Source organism: Vibrio sp. SCSIO 43097 (assembly GCF_023650755.1).
GTDB lineage: Bacteria > Pseudomonadota > Gammaproteobacteria > Enterobacterales > Vibrionaceae > Vibrio > Vibrio alginolyticus.
Genome location: NZ_CP071841.1, coordinates 1385983 through 1402426, shown reverse-complemented (window position 1 = coordinate 1402426; position 16444 = coordinate 1385983). Strand labels below are relative to the sequence as shown.

18 protein-coding genes are annotated in these 16444 nt (G+C 46.4%); 11 read left to right on the top strand and 7 right to left on the bottom strand.

Annotated elements, in window-relative coordinates; genetic code table 11:
- The first annotated feature begins 75 nt into the window (after positions 1–75).
- The 5 genes from J4N40_RS22735 to J4N40_RS22715 all read left to right on the top strand — a co-directional run bounded on the left by J4N40_RS22735 (position 76) and on the right by J4N40_RS22715 (position 5516).
- On the top strand, positions 76–321 hold the full coding sequence (locus J4N40_RS22735; protein WP_025768686.1) for a DUF3297 family protein: 246 nt from the start codon (positions 76–78) through the stop codon (positions 319–321).
- A 487-nt stretch (positions 322–808) separates the two neighbouring features.
- The gene (locus tag J4N40_RS22730; RefSeq protein ID WP_250654535.1) at positions 809–1519 is read left to right on the top strand and encodes an ABC transporter ATP-binding protein; all 711 of its coding nucleotides are present in this window, start codon (positions 809–811) and stop codon (positions 1517–1519) included.
- Entirely contained in the window at positions 1506–4037 is a 2532-nt protein-coding gene (locus J4N40_RS22725) for an ABC transporter permease (protein WP_250654534.1), read from the top strand. The genes J4N40_RS22730 and J4N40_RS22725 overlap by 14 nt, the downstream gene beginning before the upstream one ends.
- Positions 4037–5146, top strand: a complete 1110-nt coding sequence (locus J4N40_RS22720) for a lipocalin-like domain-containing protein (protein WP_250654533.1) — start codon at positions 4037–4039, stop codon at positions 5144–5146. The genes J4N40_RS22725 and J4N40_RS22720 overlap by 1 nt, the downstream gene beginning before the upstream one ends.
- A gap of 103 nt (positions 5147–5249) precedes the next feature.
- Entirely contained in the window at positions 5250–5516 is a 267-nt protein-coding gene (locus tag J4N40_RS22715) for a DUF2999 family protein (RefSeq protein ID WP_004746427.1), read from the top strand.
- A gap of 110 nt (positions 5517–5626) precedes the next feature.
- On the opposite strand, the gene J4N40_RS22710 is transcribed toward J4N40_RS22715, so the two are convergent.
- On the bottom strand, positions 5627–6214 hold the full coding sequence (locus tag J4N40_RS22710) for a GNAT family N-acetyltransferase (RefSeq protein ID WP_115386866.1): 588 nt from the start codon (positions 6212–6214) through the stop codon (positions 5627–5629).
- A gap of 91 nt (positions 6215–6305) precedes the next feature.
- Complete coding sequence (locus tag J4N40_RS22705) at positions 6306–7169, bottom strand: helix-turn-helix domain-containing protein (RefSeq protein ID WP_250654532.1); 864 nt, start codon at positions 7167–7169, stop codon at positions 6306–6308.
- Positions 7170–7353: 184 nt separating this feature from the next.
- Between J4N40_RS22705 and J4N40_RS22700 the strand changes: the two genes are divergently transcribed.
- Positions 7354–8253, top strand: coding sequence for an AraC family transcriptional regulator (locus J4N40_RS22700; RefSeq protein WP_115386868.1), 900 nt, complete (start codon positions 7354–7356; stop codon positions 8251–8253).
- A 298-nt stretch (positions 8254–8551) separates the two neighbouring features.
- Positions 8552–9649 carry a YdcF family protein gene (locus J4N40_RS22695; protein ID WP_042522253.1) on the top strand — a complete coding sequence of 366 codons (1098 nt, stop codon included), beginning with the start codon at positions 8552–8554 and terminating at the stop codon, positions 9647–9649.
- Positions 9650–9702: 53 nt separating this feature from the next.
- Here J4N40_RS22695 and J4N40_RS22690 read toward each other — a convergent pair whose 3' ends face one another.
- The 3 genes from J4N40_RS22690 to ohr all read right to left on the bottom strand — a co-directional run bounded on the left by J4N40_RS22690 (position 9703) and on the right by ohr (position 10981).
- Positions 9703–10038 carry a type II toxin-antitoxin system RelE/ParE family toxin gene (locus tag J4N40_RS22690; protein WP_020195558.1) on the bottom strand — a complete coding sequence of 112 codons (336 nt, stop codon included), beginning with the start codon at positions 10036–10038 and terminating at the stop codon, positions 9703–9705.
- 13 nt (positions 10039–10051) lie between these two features.
- On the bottom strand, positions 10052–10294 hold the full coding sequence (locus tag J4N40_RS22685) for a type II toxin-antitoxin system Phd/YefM family antitoxin (protein WP_005383516.1): 243 nt from the start codon (positions 10292–10294) through the stop codon (positions 10052–10054).
- 264 nt (positions 10295–10558) lie between these two features.
- Positions 10559–10981 (bottom strand): organic hydroperoxide reductase Ohr, encoded by a 423-nt coding sequence (gene ohr / locus J4N40_RS22680; RefSeq protein ID WP_064369558.1) that lies wholly within the window; start codon positions 10979–10981, stop codon positions 10559–10561.
- Positions 10982–11118: 137 nt separating this feature from the next.
- Here ohr and ohrR point away from each other — a divergent pair, with 137 nt between their 5' ends.
- The 3 genes from ohrR (at position 11119) to ahpF (ending at position 14343) form a co-directional block, all read left to right on the top strand.
- Complete coding sequence (gene ohrR, locus J4N40_RS22675; RefSeq protein ID WP_064369557.1) at positions 11119–11577, top strand: transcriptional regulator OhrR; 459 nt, start codon at positions 11119–11121, stop codon at positions 11575–11577.
- 305 nt (positions 11578–11882) lie between these two features.
- A complete protein-coding gene (gene ahpC, locus J4N40_RS22670) occupies positions 11883–12440 on the top strand; it encodes an alkyl hydroperoxide reductase subunit C (protein WP_005374632.1) in 558 nt (185 codons plus the stop codon).
- A gap of 334 nt (positions 12441–12774) precedes the next feature.
- Positions 12775–14343: an alkyl hydroperoxide reductase subunit F gene (ahpF, locus tag J4N40_RS22665; RefSeq protein WP_250654531.1), complete on the top strand. Its 1569-nt coding sequence runs from the start codon at positions 12775–12777 to the stop codon at positions 14341–14343.
- Positions 14344–14592: 249 nt separating this feature from the next.
- Here the strand turns inward: ahpF and J4N40_RS22660 are convergent, their stop codons facing one another.
- A complete protein-coding gene (locus J4N40_RS22660; RefSeq protein ID WP_064369556.1) occupies positions 14593–15162 on the bottom strand; it encodes a hypothetical protein in 570 nt (189 codons plus the stop codon).
- 229 nt (positions 15163–15391) lie between these two features.
- Between J4N40_RS22660 and J4N40_RS22655 the strand changes: the two genes are divergently transcribed.
- Positions 15392–15811 carry a VOC family protein gene (locus J4N40_RS22655; protein WP_005374615.1) on the top strand — a complete coding sequence of 140 codons (420 nt, stop codon included), beginning with the start codon at positions 15392–15394 and terminating at the stop codon, positions 15809–15811.
- Between the two features lie 77 nt (positions 15812–15888).
- On the opposite strand, the gene J4N40_RS22650 is transcribed toward J4N40_RS22655, so the two are convergent.
- Complete coding sequence (locus tag J4N40_RS22650) at positions 15889–16428, bottom strand: CAP domain-containing protein (protein WP_017634523.1); 540 nt, start codon at positions 16426–16428, stop codon at positions 15889–15891.
- Positions 16429–16444: the final 16 nt, after the last annotated feature.

Below are 16444 nucleotides of genomic sequence, written 5' to 3'. Positions count from 1 at the left end.
CTCTCAACATATCTTGAACACATACAGTGCACTGACTACAATATCGCACTTTTTACGGAATTTAGGTCACACAAAATGACAGACACAGCTAAACCAGCTCTACCAGATCGCCTAGCGGGTAACCCACGTAGCCCATTCTTCATCAAAGAATGCTTCGAGCACCAAATCGGTATTCGTATCAACGGCCAAGAGCGCACAGACGTAGAAGAATACTGCGTGAGCGAAGGTTGGGTGAAAATTGCTTCTCCTAAAGCAAAAGACCGTTTCGGTAACCCAATGCTAATCAAACTTAAAGGCGAAGTTGAAGCGTACTACGTGTAAGCTGACCACGCTGAATATCTTTGAAAGCTCGAGTTTGACTCGGGCTTTTTTAATGCCTGTCATATCCCTTCCTCATTTAATCTCTTCCCTCTTATTTTCAGTACAAAGTAGGGTCTGTTTATCTTTCGAGATTAAGTTTTGTTCGAGATAAAATCGTTTTAGGCGAGGCAAGGAGTGTGTAGCCTAGCATTCTAAGTAAATACTCCTTAACAAAGCATAGAACGATTTTAGCCGAACCCTTTGGGCAGCGTTTGTTGGTCATTTCTCCTGCGTTATCAGCTTTTTCATGTAGGCTAACTACACATCAAAGCTTCTGCCTTGCACAAACACCCAACAATTCGCTGCAAAAATCAGCTCGAAAGGTCAACAGACCCTAAACTCGATGTAAATCGCTGTTTTTATCTGATTGTTGTCTAAAGTTTCTAGAGACATAACTGCAATAGTGATTGCCAAAAGAAACGACACCTTTTGAATACAGGGAGAGGAAATGGAAAGCCCACTTGTCACACTCAAACACGCCAGCAAAAGCTTTGTTGATGGCAAAGAGACACATCGCGTGTTGGAAGGCGTCGACTTCACGTTGAACACAGGAGCGAGTGTTGCGCTGACGGGCGCAAGTGGCAGCGGCAAAAGTACTTTGCTCAATGTCATCGCTGGCTTTGAGCCGCTTTCCGATGGTGAGTTGTGGTTAGATGGCGATAACACGGCGGCTTGGAAAGACCCACAATGGAGCCGATTTCGACACCAAAAACTCGGTGTTATCTTCCAGCAATTCAATCTATTAACGCCGCTCAACGTGCAGCAAAACATCGCCTTCCCTCTGCATTTGAATCAAAAGAAATGGAACGACTGGTGCGATTATTTGGTCGAGACTCTAGGCATCAGCCAACTTCTCGACAGACATGTTTCTGCCCTTTCCGGCGGTCAACAGCAACGAGTCGCTATCGCACGTGCTTTAGCACACAAACCTAAACTGCTACTTGCTGATGAACCCACAGGTAACCTCGACCAAAAAGCAGGCTTGGAAGTGATGAAACTGCTCAGTGAAATCACCACCCAGGGCAATACGGCGGTGCTATTGGTAACACACAGCCATGAATGCGCTGAATTTATGAAAGCACGGCTGCGATTGGATAACAGTCAGCTACAGAACAGTCATCAAGTAAACAAACATGAGCTTCGCCATGAAGCAAGCTAAGCTATCAACCACCAGATTCACGCATACTCGACTCGCCCTGGATCTGTTTGCGGCACATTATCGACAAGCACCACTGCAAGCCGCCGCGATTCTGATCGGTATCGTGTTGGCTGTGACCTTATTTGTTGCGGTGCAAGCCATCAACCTCAATGCCAAACGAAGTTATGCGGAATCTACCGAGCAGCTTAGCGCACAAGCTCAGAACTTAATTATTCCACCAGCAGGGCAAAACTATCTGCCCGAGTCTCTTTATTTCACCCTTAGACAAAACGGGCTCAGTGCAGCACTACCTGTAATCGAAGGGCGAGTGAGAGACGAACAAGGTCGTCGTTGGTCAGTACAAGGTAGCGAGTTAATTGCTGCCATCTCTTCACGTTCGCGCTACTCAACGGATAACAAGCAAAAGTCATCAGATAACCAACAGAACGTGTCTTTGTTCGACAGTGCTTTGCCTCTACCTGAGCTTTTAGCTGGCAAGCCAATCGTGATGATGAGCCAATCTCAACATCAAAACTTAGGAGAGGTAGAAACCCTAACTCTGGACGACATTCCAACCCAAGTGGTGGTGTTGCCTGACGAATGGCAGTTAGGTAGCCGAATATTGATGGACATTGGCTTTGCCCAGCAACTGCTCAATAAAAAAGGGCAGCTCAGTTACATTGCGGTTTTCCATTCGGGTGATAAAGGGAATAAAGACACGCAAGCAAATTGGCAAAGCATCATTGGCGAGCAAGGACAATGGATTTCCAATAATCAAAGCACAGACCTTGGCTCACTGACCGACAGCTTTCACCTCAATCTCACCGCAATGAGCTTACTCGCGTTTTTAGTCGGGCTGTTCATTGCTTACAACGGCGTTAAGTACAGCTTGCTTAAACGCAATCGGCTGTTAGTGCAGATTCAACAGGCGGGCGTTGCGCCGAGCATTGTGCTCTCTGCGCTGTTAGTTGAACTCACTGTTCTCGTTACCATCGGCGCTTCCCTCGGTTTTGTATTGGGCATGCAGCTTAGCCATTGGCTACATCCGACCGTGGCACTGACTCTAGAACAACTTTATGGCGCGACACTTCTGCCCGGAACTTGGCAGTGGCAATGGTGGGCGCAAGCGCTGCTGCTCACGTTAACCGCAACCCTGTTGGCGTGTTGGCAGCACTTTAAACAGCGAGTGCGCCAACCGCTTTCCTCTCATGGCGGGTTTTATCAAGCGCCTGAAGCCTCTAACGAAAACCAATTGTTCGTGATAGGTGCTGCGTTGACGACTCTCGCACTCGCAGGGTTATGGCTGAGTGAGCATCACCGCTTCACCATGGCGTGGCTCGGCGTGCTTGTAGTGTCGATTCCTTTGTACCTACCCAAAACACTCAGCGTCTTAGCCAATTGGTGTGAGAAGCGCACCAATTCCGGTTTGATGCAGTATCTGTTTGCTGAGCTGCGTGAGCTGATTTCTCCGCTTTCTCTCGCCATGATGGCACTGCTACTCGCCGTTACTGCCAATATGGGGATGAACAAGCTAGTTGGTAGCTTTGAATCCACCCTAAAGCAGTGGTTAGAACAAAGGTTACACGCCGATATTTACGTCAGCCCTGCGCAAGGGGAAATCGCAGATGTAGAGCGCGCATTAGGACAGTTTGACAATGTTGAGACCGTCTACAAGCAATACTACGTCGACGATAACCTGCAAGGCTTACCGATTTTGCTTGGCACCAAAGACAAAGACACCTTAGAGCAAACAATGGTGTTCAAATCGCGTTTGGAGAACTTCTGGTCACGCTTTTACCAAGGTGAGTTGGTCGCTATCAGTGAACCAACCGCGGTCAAACTGGGTTTATCTCTGGGTAGCGAGCTCACGCTTGATGCCGTTCCAAATAAGAACCTCCTTGTGGGTGCGGTATTCCATGATTACGGCTCACCTAACGGTGAAGTCTTATTAGCACCAAAGTTATGGCAAGAGAGTGGCTTTACCGACCTGCCAACAAGCCTTGGCATTAAAGTCTCAGGGGACCCACAAATCGTCTACGAGCAACTGCGCGAGCAATTGAATCTGCATCCGAGTCAACTCTACGACCAGGCGCAAATCAAATCCATCGCGTTGGATATTTTCTCGCAGACCTTCGCCATTACACGCGCACTCAACGGCGTGACGTTGATGGTCGCGGTGATTGGTTTGTTCAGTGCTTGTTTTATGTTGCTCGACGCGCGCAAAGCCGCCATTGCAAGGCTGTATGCACTTGGCGTCAGCCGTCGTAAATTAATGACCATGGTGGTCGGGCAGATCGTCGCTTTAGTCAGTTTTACTCTGGTTGTCGCCCTGCCCCTCGGAGCCATGGTGGGTTATGTGCTGACAGACATCGTCACCTTACGCGCTTTTGGTTGGAGCTTAAATTATCTGTGGAATTGGAGTGACGCCCTCAGTATTGCGGCGATCACCATCTTGGTGGCGGTGATTGCAACCTTGATTCCGCTGTGGCGATTGGTCAGCAAGCCTGTCGTATCCAGTTTGCAAAGCGAGGTGTTGTGATGGTTCGATTAGCAAGCACACTTACTCTATTCATGAGCAGTCTGTTCCTGTTCGGTTGTGAAGATGCCCAACAAAAAAATATGGGCACGTTGCTGGGAAGCGGAGATACGCAAAGCGAGAGCAACCTATTCACTCCCGTAGAAAAAGGGATTGAACTCACCTTCCCGGCAGACCATCAAGCACACCCGGATTTTCGTCATGAATGGTGGTACTTAACCGCTAACTTAATTGATGAAGATGGCAACCCACTTGGCGTTCAATGGACACAATTTCGCTTTGCTGCTGCGCCACCAACGGGCGAAGATGACGTGAAGAAAACCGAATGGCAAGCTCAACAAATCTACATGGCGCACAGCGCAGTCACGACCGCGGACAAACACTACGCCGATGAAAAATGGTCACGCGCTCAAGCGTCCTTAGCCGGCGTCGATAGCTCTCCATTTCGTGTTTACCTCGATGATTGGCAGTGGACCTCTTCAACCAACGACCTCTTCCCTGCCACATTGAATGCAAACTCCAAACAGTTTGGCTATTCGCTGACGCTTACCAGCACTGCGCCTTATCAAAAGCAAGGCGAGCAAGGTTACAGTACCAAAAGTGGCGATGGTCAGGTGGCTTCGTATTACTACAGCCAACCGTTTATTGATGTCTCCGGTGAAGTCACGATCGATGGCAAAACCCATCAAGTATCCGGCAAAGGCTGGATAGATCGAGAGTGGAGCTCGCAATTCTTACTCGACTCACAACAAGGCTGGGACTGGTTTGCTCTGAGGTTGAGTGACAAAACCAGCTTGGTGGTGTTCCAGTTGCGGGATTCCAAAACCGGACAAGCTAGTTACGCCAGCGCAAAGCTGATGCAGCAAGATGGCTCTGGCATCGCCATTTCTCAAAAAGACATTCGCTTAATAGCAACCAAGCAAACAGAAATCCAAGGGCGAAAGTATCCAACCCAGTGGCAAGTGTCGATTCCAAATCAGCAAATTGAGCTTACCGTTTCTGCTCTCAACCCGAACGCGAAAATGCCGCTTTCGGTACCTTATTGGGAAGGCCCAGTACGTATTGAGGGCTCTCATTCTGGGACTGGTTACATGGAGCTAACGGGGTATTGAAATGTTGAGCGGGAGCCCCAATTATTCAGCTAGTACAAACACCGGTAACCGAGTGATACACTGCACCTCAGTGTCATCCAATGAATGATTGAAAGGAAATATGATGAACCCAATTATCGCCTTGCTGAAAGAGAACAACATCAGCGATGAGCAAATCAACGAGATTTTTCAGACTCTGACGCAAAACCCTCTAGCGGCAATGGCAACAATCAGCCAACTAGGTTTGCCACAAGACAAGCTACAAATGCTGATGGCGCAAGTGATGCAAAACCCTGCGCTAATCAAAGAAGCCGTAGACGAGTTGGGATTGGATTTCTCAAAGGTTGAAGAAGCAAAAGAGAAGCTTCAAAGCCAAAACCAAGGCAACTAAGTCTTAGCCATTTAGCGCTGAATATAGAAAAGGCCGTTAACCCGAGCATGTGGGTTAACGGCCTTTTTTGTTCGCTACGTTGTTGTTAGCTAATTTTTGTCGGTTAATGATCAGCGATTTAAAGACGCGAATTGTTCTGCGGTCATGCCGTAGTAAAGCTTGTCGTCAAAGCCTTGCTCTAGTTTGTAGTAGTTTTTCTGACGGCCTTCTTGAGTAAAACCATTTTTCTCTAACGTCTTGTAAGAGCCAGCATTAGAAGCGTAGCAATCCGCACTGACTTTATGGGCGTTTAGCTCAGTAAAGCCAATCTCGGTCATCATTTGACAAGCGCGAGTCGCAACGCCTTTGCCCCATGCGCAAGTAGGTAATTGATAACCCACTTCGTAGTTGCCAGTTAAGAACATCACCGCGGTCACTGCACACATTCCCATGTACTGGCCTTGTTGGTCGCGAATCACGAACGTTGGGCTATCTGGCCAAACACCGTCTTTGAGCGCTTGTGCCGTATTTTCAATAATAGGGCCAAAGAAACCCTCATACAGGCTGTTGTCAGCAGGTGCGAAGAACAGATACTGATTGACCTTATCGTCGTTCAACATCTCGATAATATCTTGTAGATCAGAGCCTTGAATCAGTTGGATAGTCAACGATTCGTTAAATGGGATGGCTTCGCCTTGTTTTAGTTTTTGATATGACATGTGTTACCTCGTTATCTGCTGAAAATAGTAGCCCAGCGGATAAGAGAAAAATTGGATTTTTGCGACAACTTTCGGGCTGATTAGCAATGTATTACGACTCAAAGTCGCCATAGATATCGATGGTTAAGTCACGCTTTTTCAAGTACTTGCTCGGTGTTTTCCTTAGCTGCTGTTTGAGGGTTCGAATCAAATGCGATTGGTCACTGAAACCAAATTGTTGGGAGAAGCTCGCCCAATCAATCGCCTCTTGTTGCTTGTAGAGGGTCAAAATCATCTGCTCCAGACGTGCCATTTGTTGATACTGCTTAACGCTCAGCCCCACCACTTGCTTGAAACTGCGCTCAAGTGTTCTTCGAGAACAGGCGCACTGTTTGGCTATCTCATCAATATCCATCGCTAGCTCAGGTGAGCGTAATGCTTGAGCGTCCATCACGGATACTGCTTTTTGCGATGCCAAAAACGGTTTGGTACGGCAAGGTTCGATATCTAACGCACCTAGATGTTGTTTGATGTAGTTCAGCAAACATTGCGGTGAATCTTGCAACTCTAGCAGCCATAACCCTTGTTGAAAGCGCACATCAAACGCCGTGTTGAGCCAATCAAACCATTCGCATTGGTTAATTGCGCTAACTTGGGATACATCACTAAAAAGTGACTCAATGGCATACAAACCCTCTGGACGAAAGGTGATACCAATACGCTTGATGGGAGCCGTATCTTCCAACAGCAGCAAGTGTTCGTTAGCCGTTAATAAATGGCAGCCTTTGCCAGTAAGCTTAGTGTCTCCCGTGTCGTAGCTGTAGCCTTGCTCTGGTGGCGTAAAGAGTAAATGAGCTCGCGGGTTTGGAATAAGGTGCGGCTTGGGGTCAATGACTTCACCCTCTGGTACTTCCAAGTACCACACTTGATGAATGAGCCATTCGTACTCTGGCAGAGTGTGTTTCCAAGCTATCATGATTGTCCTAGCGGTTAGTAAAGATAATAAGCGCAACGTTTTTGCTTAAACATCTGTTAGTTGAGTGTGACTGATTGACGCGCATCTCGCCACGCATTTCTCACCCTGCTCCCTTGCAAGCTTGTTGGATTGCGGTAGGCTTTGAGCAGAGAAAACAAGCTGAACAGAACAAGGAAATACCCCGATGCGCGTCGACTACCACCAACGACTGGTTCCTGTGATTCGTTATTTAGAACAAAACTTTAATGAACCACTCAACCTGCCAGAAGTGGCCGCGCTGGCAAACCTTTCTCCTTATCACTTTCATCGCACCTTCAAAGCCGTGCAAGGCGAGACATTGGCCGATTTCATTCGACGTTTACGTTTAGAAGCCGCCGCCGATGACTTATTCAAATCCAAGCAACCGGTATTAAACATTGCCCTAGAGTACGGATTTGCTAGCTCACAGAGCTTAGCCAAAGCCTTCAAACAACATTATGGCGTCACACCTACAGCCTTTCGTGACTGCGAAAACTACCAGCAATTTTCTGAATTAGCACGAAACAGCAAGATTGGACACACGTTGCGCAAGAATGGAAACGAAGTAACACCAAGCGATTCATATACTGGCTCTGAACTCACCAAATGGAGCATGACAATGGAAACGCAAAACTTTGAAAAAGCAAAACTGGCTTACATTCGCGTAAACGGCCCTTACGGCCAAGGCTATGAAGAGCCGTCAGGTCGCCTGTATCAATGGGCAGGAATGAAAGGTTTGGCAGGCAATACCTGCATCTTCATCTACCATGACAACCCAGAAATCACGCCAGACGAGAAGTGCCGTACTGACATCTGTCTAATGGTGCCAGAAGATACCGAAGTTCCGAAAGGTATTGAGCTGCAAGACTTCCCCGGCGGTCAGTATGCGGTGATGCGCCAGCACATTACTGACCCGAGCCAATACTCAAAAGCGTGGGATGATGTCATGAGCAAAGTGATTGAATCCGGTATTGAGAACGACGATCGTCCTTGCTTTGAGCTTTACCACAGCTTTGACCCACAAACGCACCATGCAGACGTTAGCTTCTGCACTGCCATCAAATAAACCAAAAGCCTGCATCGTTGCAGGCTTTTTCATTTCTTACTCTGGTTGCTTAAATCCGTTCTTCCAAACGCTGTTTATCTTTTAATCCAATTACTTAGAACACGAACGAATACCTCAGTATTTTCGTGATCCTACTTCGCGTTTTGACCACGCGCGTTCATTCGCTCGGCTGAGTTGGGATTCATTTCACAGATTATTCATGAAGCGAACCTAGACTGAAAAAATTCTATCGACCCCGTTCGACCTACAACGCTAGGCACAATAAAAACTAGGTACTACAGCACCTCTAGGACATTCCATGAAGAAGAACTTACTTGCCATTGCTCTTGGTAGCGTAATTGCGCTGACTGCTGCCCCATACTCTATCGCGGCTAACGATGCTGCTATCCAATCTTCCGCCGATTACTCACAGATCGTCACCAAACGTCAGGTTGTCGACCAACTGCTGAATGACGCGGTACAGGCATTCAAATCCCCTGCGCGTATCTCGCATGCGGGTTTTACCGCCAAAATGCCGAGCAACATGGAGATTGTTACCGACCGCTTACTAGAAGCATACAAACTTGAGCCGTACCGCACTGATCTACTGATTTCTGCAGCAAACGCGCAGATCTATAACAAGAATGCAGACCGCGCGATTGAACTGTTTGAACAAGCCCTTTCTGTCGCACCAGACGATGTGGATTTGCACGCCTACTTAGCGGTATGGCAACGCTTTGAGGGCAACCAAGCAGAATCAGCGAAACACATGGCGACACTCACTAAACTCAATGCAGGTAAAGCCGCAGACATCCAACGCATCTTCGACACCGTAGACCGCGTACTTGCAACGCCACTAAAAGAGAAAGCCGATAAAGGCAAACTGGATGACAAAGGCGCTATAGTCACGTTGGGATACGCGCTGAACCCAGATGGTTCAATGCACCAAATCTTGGTTGAGCGTCTGGAAACCACGCTAGCAATGGCGAAAGCAAACCCAGACGCGTTGATCGTGTTGACGGGGGGTGTACCGAAGAACCACAAAACCGAAGGCAAATTAATGGCAGATTGGCTGATTGAAAAAGGCATCAGCAAAGATCGCATCATTGAAGAAAACTACGCCACCAGCACGGTAGGTAACGCCCTATTCAGCAGCTACGCATTGGCACGTCATAACATCAAGCACGCGACCATCATCAGCTCAGCGAGCCATGTGCGCCGTGGTCAAACCTTGTTTGAAATCGCAAGCTGGCAAACTGGCCCGCAAGACATCACTTTTGACACAGTGAGCTATCCAGACAAGCCACTGAAAGACTTAGCCAAAGCCAGCGATGGCGAATTGCTTGGTATCTACCGCGATGCACTGCGTACCTACGGTATGTGGAGCTACCGCTCTTACCCGCTAGAGTCGCGTTAATACACTAGAGCCAGAAAGCAAAAGAGACCGCGTTAATGCGGTCTCTCATAGAATCATTTGAACATGATGCAGTGGTCAATCAATGCGTTTTGTAGGTTTTGTTTGTCACTCAGAATCACTAGAGCATAGATAGTATTTTTGTCACCAATTCGGTAAAGCAGCTTGAATCCATCAAAGCTAAATTGCCGGATGTCGTAAACACCGATTGTTGTCAGTTCATAACAAGGGGGATAGATAGACGGGTTATTCAAAACGTTGTGTTCAAACCTCTGCTGAACCGCAATTAATCTATCAATCACATCGTTGCGAGCGCTCCAGTTCGATAAATAGTTAATACTCTGAATAGCCGTATTTTCAAAGGTTTGTGTATAGAGAACTTTTGCTTCCATGCTCGTATCAAACTCAATCTTTGAGTGCTGCTAACGTGCTCTTCATATCTTCTGATGACTTTACACGTTCATTCGCAACATCATTTTGAGCAAAGCTAACAAACTTCATTAAAGCAATGGCTTCATCACGCTTCTGACGTTCTTCATAAGACTCAACGACATAAATAGGCTTACCATTTTGCGTAATCGTCATTGGCTCATCCAGTTCAAGCTTCGCAGCATTCTTTTTTAGATAACTTACCGTTTCAGTGCTCATCACATGACTCCTATCGGCAACCTCGCTGGTGTAACAACAAGCGAATCCAGCCGAACTATACTGCAGGTTTGACCGAAATATTTGAATCAATAGAAAGTGCTAATCACATTCTATTTTTCGTTTAGATTTTGACCTAATCTTGCCAACTATACCTGTGCATTTCGAACAAACCAAATTAAGTTTGAATTTAGACTCCTACTTCAAATATAGAAAAAGCCTGCGTACTTGCAGGCTTTCTTGTCTTTGTGCAGTGATAAGAACCGCTTAAATTGCTTCGCCGTTTACCGTTACTACCACATCAATGTTGCCACGAACTGCGTTTGAGTATGGGCAAACTTGGTGTGCAATGCGCGTTAGTTCTAGCGCTTGTTCTTGTGGCATGTCTAGCTCTACGGCTAGGCTCACTGTTAGTGCAAAGCCGCCGTTATCGTTCGGACCGATGCCCACTTCTGCCGTTACAGGAGCGCTTTTCAGGTTTACTTTACCTTCACGTGCTACGTGCAAAATCGCGTTAGAAAAACACGCTGAATAGCCCGCTGCAAAAAGCTGTTCTGGGTTAGTTGCTGCGCCTGTGCCGCCCATTTCCTTCGGGTATGACAGCTCTAGATCGAGAAGACCGTCATCTGTTTTTACTTGACCATTACGACCAGCCAAAGCGGTAGCTTGAGTTTTGTATAGAGTAGTCATGCGAGTGTCCTTCTCAATTTAAGTTGCGCACAATTTAATTGCTTGCAATCTTATATCGAAGTAAAGATCGTTTGCAACTATATTGTGCACAATTTATTTTATGACTCTCTTTCTCTATGAGCAGGTAGGCAGCGCCAATGAGCCAGTGTTACACCGACAACACCATGACCAACGACGATAAACTCTTACTCGAAAACCAAGTTTGCTTCCCGCTCTACAGCGCAGCAAATGCAGTGATCCGAGCGTACCGCCCGTTGTTGGACGAGCTTGATCTGACTTATTCGCAGTACTTAGTGATGATGGTGCTGTGGGAGAAAGACGGTGCCAGCGTAAAAGAATTGGGGTCACAACTGCATTTGGACTCAGGCACACTCACACCGCTGCTTAAACGCTTAGAAGCAAAAGGCTATGTAGAGCGTGGTCGCAGTGAAACCGATGAGCGCGTTCGCGTACTCAACCTAACAGAGCAAGGTCGTGCCCTTAAAGAGCAAGCTAAGTCGGTGCCAAACGCCATGATGTGTAAAATCACCTTAGAGCTAGATGAAATGATCATGCTGAAGAAGTTGTGTGGCAAAGTGCTCGACAACCTGAGCTAACAAGATAGAAGCATCCGCTTCACCACTTCCTATTAGAAAGAGCCTGCCGAGATGCAGGCTCTTTCGATCTTGTTCAGAACATCCACTTAAGGTCATCATCAGTATTCTCTATTGCTAATCCGCCTTCATCTTCAATAAAACCTATCAATGCAAACCCACTTACATCGGATATGCCTATCAAGTGAAATAGGAAATGGCTATCAATAGGATAGTTACAAGCGATTTTCCTTAAACACACTCCGATGAGAATATACTTTCCGAAAGCAACAACAGCTCAGCTTAAAACATTCAAAGGAAAGTAAATTATGATTAATACTCAAATCAAACCATTTGCAGCTACAGCGTACAAAAACGGCGAATTCGTTGAAGTAACAGAACAAGACGTCCTAGGTAAATGGGCAGTATTCTTCTTCTACCCAGCAGACTTTACGTTTGTATGTCCAACAGAACTGGGCGACCTAGCAGACCACTACGAAGAGCTACAAAAACGTGGCGTAGAAGTTTACTCAGTATCAACTGACACACACTTCACTCACAAAGCATGGCACGACAGCTCAGACACAATCGGTAAGATTCAGTACTACATGCTTGGCGACCAAACAGGCAACATCACAAACAACTTCGGTGTGATGCGTGAAGGTCAAGGTCTTGCAGACCGTGCAACGTTCCTAATCGACCCAGAAGGTACTATCCAAGCAATGGAAATCACTGCTGAAGGTATCGGTCGTGACGCAGAAGACCTACTACGCAAAGTGAAAGCAGCTCAATACGTAGCAGCGCACCCAGGCGAAGTTTGCCCAGCTAAATGGAAAGAAGGTGAAGAGACACTAGCTCCATCACTAGACCTAGTTGGCAAAATCTAAGCCACTGAAATTTAAGTTCTAATCAGTTCCGATTTCCTTTTTCTGATTAGAACTGAATTAGAGAGCACTTCAGGTTAGATACCTTGACGACCTTCTGCCTGATTTGCTCTCTCCCCCTCAGGTTTTATCTACAGTAACCACTTTTTATTACCTATCTGAATAAGTAGGTGTGCAGTAATTGCGTAGAAAAAATCGTTTAGAACCAGGCATAGATTTTCGATAGCTAGTTACTCTAACTACAAAATCTATAACGCAGTTATCAACGATTTTAGCTAGCAACAATGAACAAATACTTGTTTTGATTGGTAACTATTTAATTAAGGTAGTAACAACTATGTTAGACCAAGCGATCCAACAACAACTCAAACAATATCTGGCTAATGTAAAAGAAGAAGTTCGTTTAGTGGTTAGTCTAGATGAAAGCAAAGCATCGAATGACATTTTGTCTCTAGCGAACCAAATCGCAGAGATGAGCGACCTAATCACCGTTGAACGTGACGACAACGCAAGCGCACGTAAACCAGTGATGGCGGTAACTAACCCAGCTAAAGGCACAGCACTACGCTTTGCAGGCTTGCCAATGGGTCACGAATTTACCTCTCTAGTATTGGCACTGCTTCACTCTGGCGGTCACCCAATCAAACTAGAACCAGAAGTGATTGAGCAAATCGCAGCACTAGACAAAGATCTAGACGTAGAAATCTTCATTTCACTGTCGTGTCAAAACTGTCCGGACGTGGTTCAAGCGTTCAACATGATGGCGGCGATCAACCCGAAAGTAAAAGCAACCATGATCGACGGTGGTTTGTTCCAAGATGAAGTGAAACAACGCGACATCATGGCAGTACCAAGTGTATTCGTGAACGGTGAGCTATTCGGTCAAGGCCGTATGTCTCTGACTGAAATCCTAAACAAAGTGGATGACGGCGCGAGCGAGAAAGCGGCGAAAGCACTAAGCGAAAAAGACCCATACGACGTGCTTGTTGTCGGCGGTGGCCCTGGTGGTAGCGCAGCTGCTCTTTATGCTGCTCGTAAAGGTATTCGCACTGGTGTTGTTGCTAAACGCTTTGGTGGTCAGGTTATGGACACCATGGCAATTGAGAACTTCATTTCGGTAAAACGTACTGAAGGTCCAAAACTGGCAACTGACCTAGCAGAACACCTAAAAGAATACGATGTAGACGTCGTGACTGAGCAACAAGCTGAGAAGCTAATGGGTGCAGCACACACAGAAGATGGTTTGATTCACATCCAACTTGAAAGCGGCGCAACGCTGAAGAGTAAGAGTGTCATCTTAAGCCCAGGTGCACGCTGGCGTGAAATGAACGTTCCGGGAGAGCAAGAGTACCGCAACAAAGGTGTCGCGTACTGCCCACATTGTGACGGTCCACTGTTCAAAGGCAAGAAAACTGCGGTTATCGGCGGTGGTAACTCAGGCATCGAAGCAGCTATCGACCTTGCTGGTATCGTAGAACACGTAACGGTTCTTGAATTCGCAGACGTACTTCGCGCAGACCAAGTGCTTATCGACAAAGCGAACTCACTACCAAACGTAGACATCATCACGATGGCGCAAACAACAGAAGTGGTGGGTGACGGTACTCGCGTAACAAGCTTGAAGTACAAAGACCGCAACACAGACGAAATCAAAGAGATTGAACTGTCAGGTATCTTTGTTCAAATCGGTCTAGTACCAAACACAGAATGGCTAAAAGATTCAGAAGTAGCCCTATCTGAGCGCGGTGAGATTGAAGTCGGTAGCCGTAGCGATACTAGCCTAGAAGGTGTGTTCGCAGCGGGTGACGCAACAACCGTTCCTTACAAACAGATCATCATTGCGATGGGTGAAGGTGCAAAAGCAAGCTTAGGCGCATTTGACTACCTAATCCGTAAGCAAGGTTAATCTCCAAATTTCTTGGACACAAAGCGCACGGTGCTGTGTTTTCTTCCCCGGAAAACCAATCGGGGCACCGTGACAGCGATGAGTAACAAGAAATAAAATCAAAAAACTAGAAGCCCAAAGACTTTGCCAGCAGGTACTAACTGCTGGCTTTTTTGGTTTTTTTTTGGGGGGGGGGGAACAAATTATTACTAGAAATAACAGAGTAAAATAAAGCTGCCGAAATACACTTAGGGTGAAACATTGCGGGCTTTAACTCGTTTCTACTGCTTCAAATATCAGACCTTTTAGCTGACAACGATGGTAAATTTCATACAAACCACCTAATTCATCATTGCAGTAAACACCGCTTCCGTTATTTTCAATCCTGAACAAGCCTCCGGATTTGATTGATTTAATACTCAACACTAATTTTTTAAACCGCTTTACACGACTTGGCTTACCATTAGCTCTTACATTTAACACAGTGCGATCCTTATCAATGGCATCGCAAGTTTTGAGTATGTTTATGGCATACCAACGCTCGCCAGCGACGCGTAATGGCAAAAACTCACAACTGGAATCAAGAGCTTCGTTTATTTGATTATATGCGGACTCAGAACAAGCAAACTCGCCTGCACGCCAGATTGCAAAATCAGGTTTTGTTGTAAGCATGTGGTTATCACTCACCCACTCCAAATCAATAATCATCCAAGTATCAGCGACACGCTCACCACATAACTCCCGCAAATCGCCATCCGAGTATTGTATAGAAATCTCTAGTTGAGTTTCTTGTAAAAAAGGGAAATTCTCAACATCATGATTAAGTGTAAAAACTTTCATCTTTTGCTTACTTAAATCAAACGGTTAACTGGAAGTCCCCATCATGTAACATCTTTCCAATCTTGCACAAGGTTTCAATGATTTCTGTGTGAGCCAACTCTTCAGTGTCAGCTGCCTGACCTTTATAAATGGCGTCTACAAATAAAATCAAAAAAGCCCTTTACCTCAACTTTACTTGAGGTTTTAGCATATTCATCGTTGGCTAGAAAATGACAAAAAGGAGCACATCATGATCCAACTAGAACATATTAACTTAGTCGTGAAAGATATCCCTGAAATGCTGAAGTTTTACCAAACTGCATTTCCACATTGGTACGTGCGTGATGAAGGTAAAGGCGAATGGAGTGGCAAACCAAGAAACTGGCTACATTTTGGCGACGAGTATCAATACATAGCCATGAGTGACCATGGCGAAGGAGAAAACCGCGAGTTGAGCGGGCACCAAGTTGGGCTAGCGCATTTTGCTTATGTGACCAACAACGTCGATGCAATCATCAAAAGACTAACCGATGCAGGTTATCCGATTGCCCAACCTGGTGCTGATGAACCTTACCGCAAAAATGTGTATTTTGTTGACCCTGCCGGTTTTGAGATTGAATTTGTTGAATACCTGGCGGATGACCCAAAACTTCGTAACCTGACAAGCTAAAAGAGATGTAAATAATAAAACGCCAGCAGATAGTGACTGCTGGCGTTTTATTTTATCTATCAGGCTTCTTTATCGCATTAGCGCTGTTTGGCAAAAACCTGAGTCCAGTAATATCCGTAGCGTGCAGAGTGATTTTCGACAAGCGACGCGCCCATCTGATCAAAATCCGCACTCATGATATTAAGGCAGTGACCTTCACTCGATAACCAAGCATTAATGACGGCGTTAATGCTGCTTTGCCCTACGGCGACATTCTCACCAATGGCGCTCCAAGCATAACCCGTTGCGTTAACTCGATCTGACATTTTGCTGCCATCAGAGCCTGTGTGGCTCATGAAATCGCTGTTCGCCATATCGCTTGAATGTCGATAAGCGGCGCTTTCCAAATCGTAGCTCCAAGTCAGGGCCCCAACAGGTGGCATGGTGGTTGCGCCACACTGTTGTGTAGTAGAGCGGGCGCTGTTGACCGCTGCAAGCATCTGCTCGGCAAATGTGCCTTGTGACGATGTGGAACCTGTGTTTTGTGAGCCGCTTTCTGCTGGGGCTGACGACTCCCCGTCGCCGCCACATGCGCTGAGAAGTAGGGCCAAAGCAGGCACTAAGATCTTAGTTGGCATTGTCTTTCCTTTATGA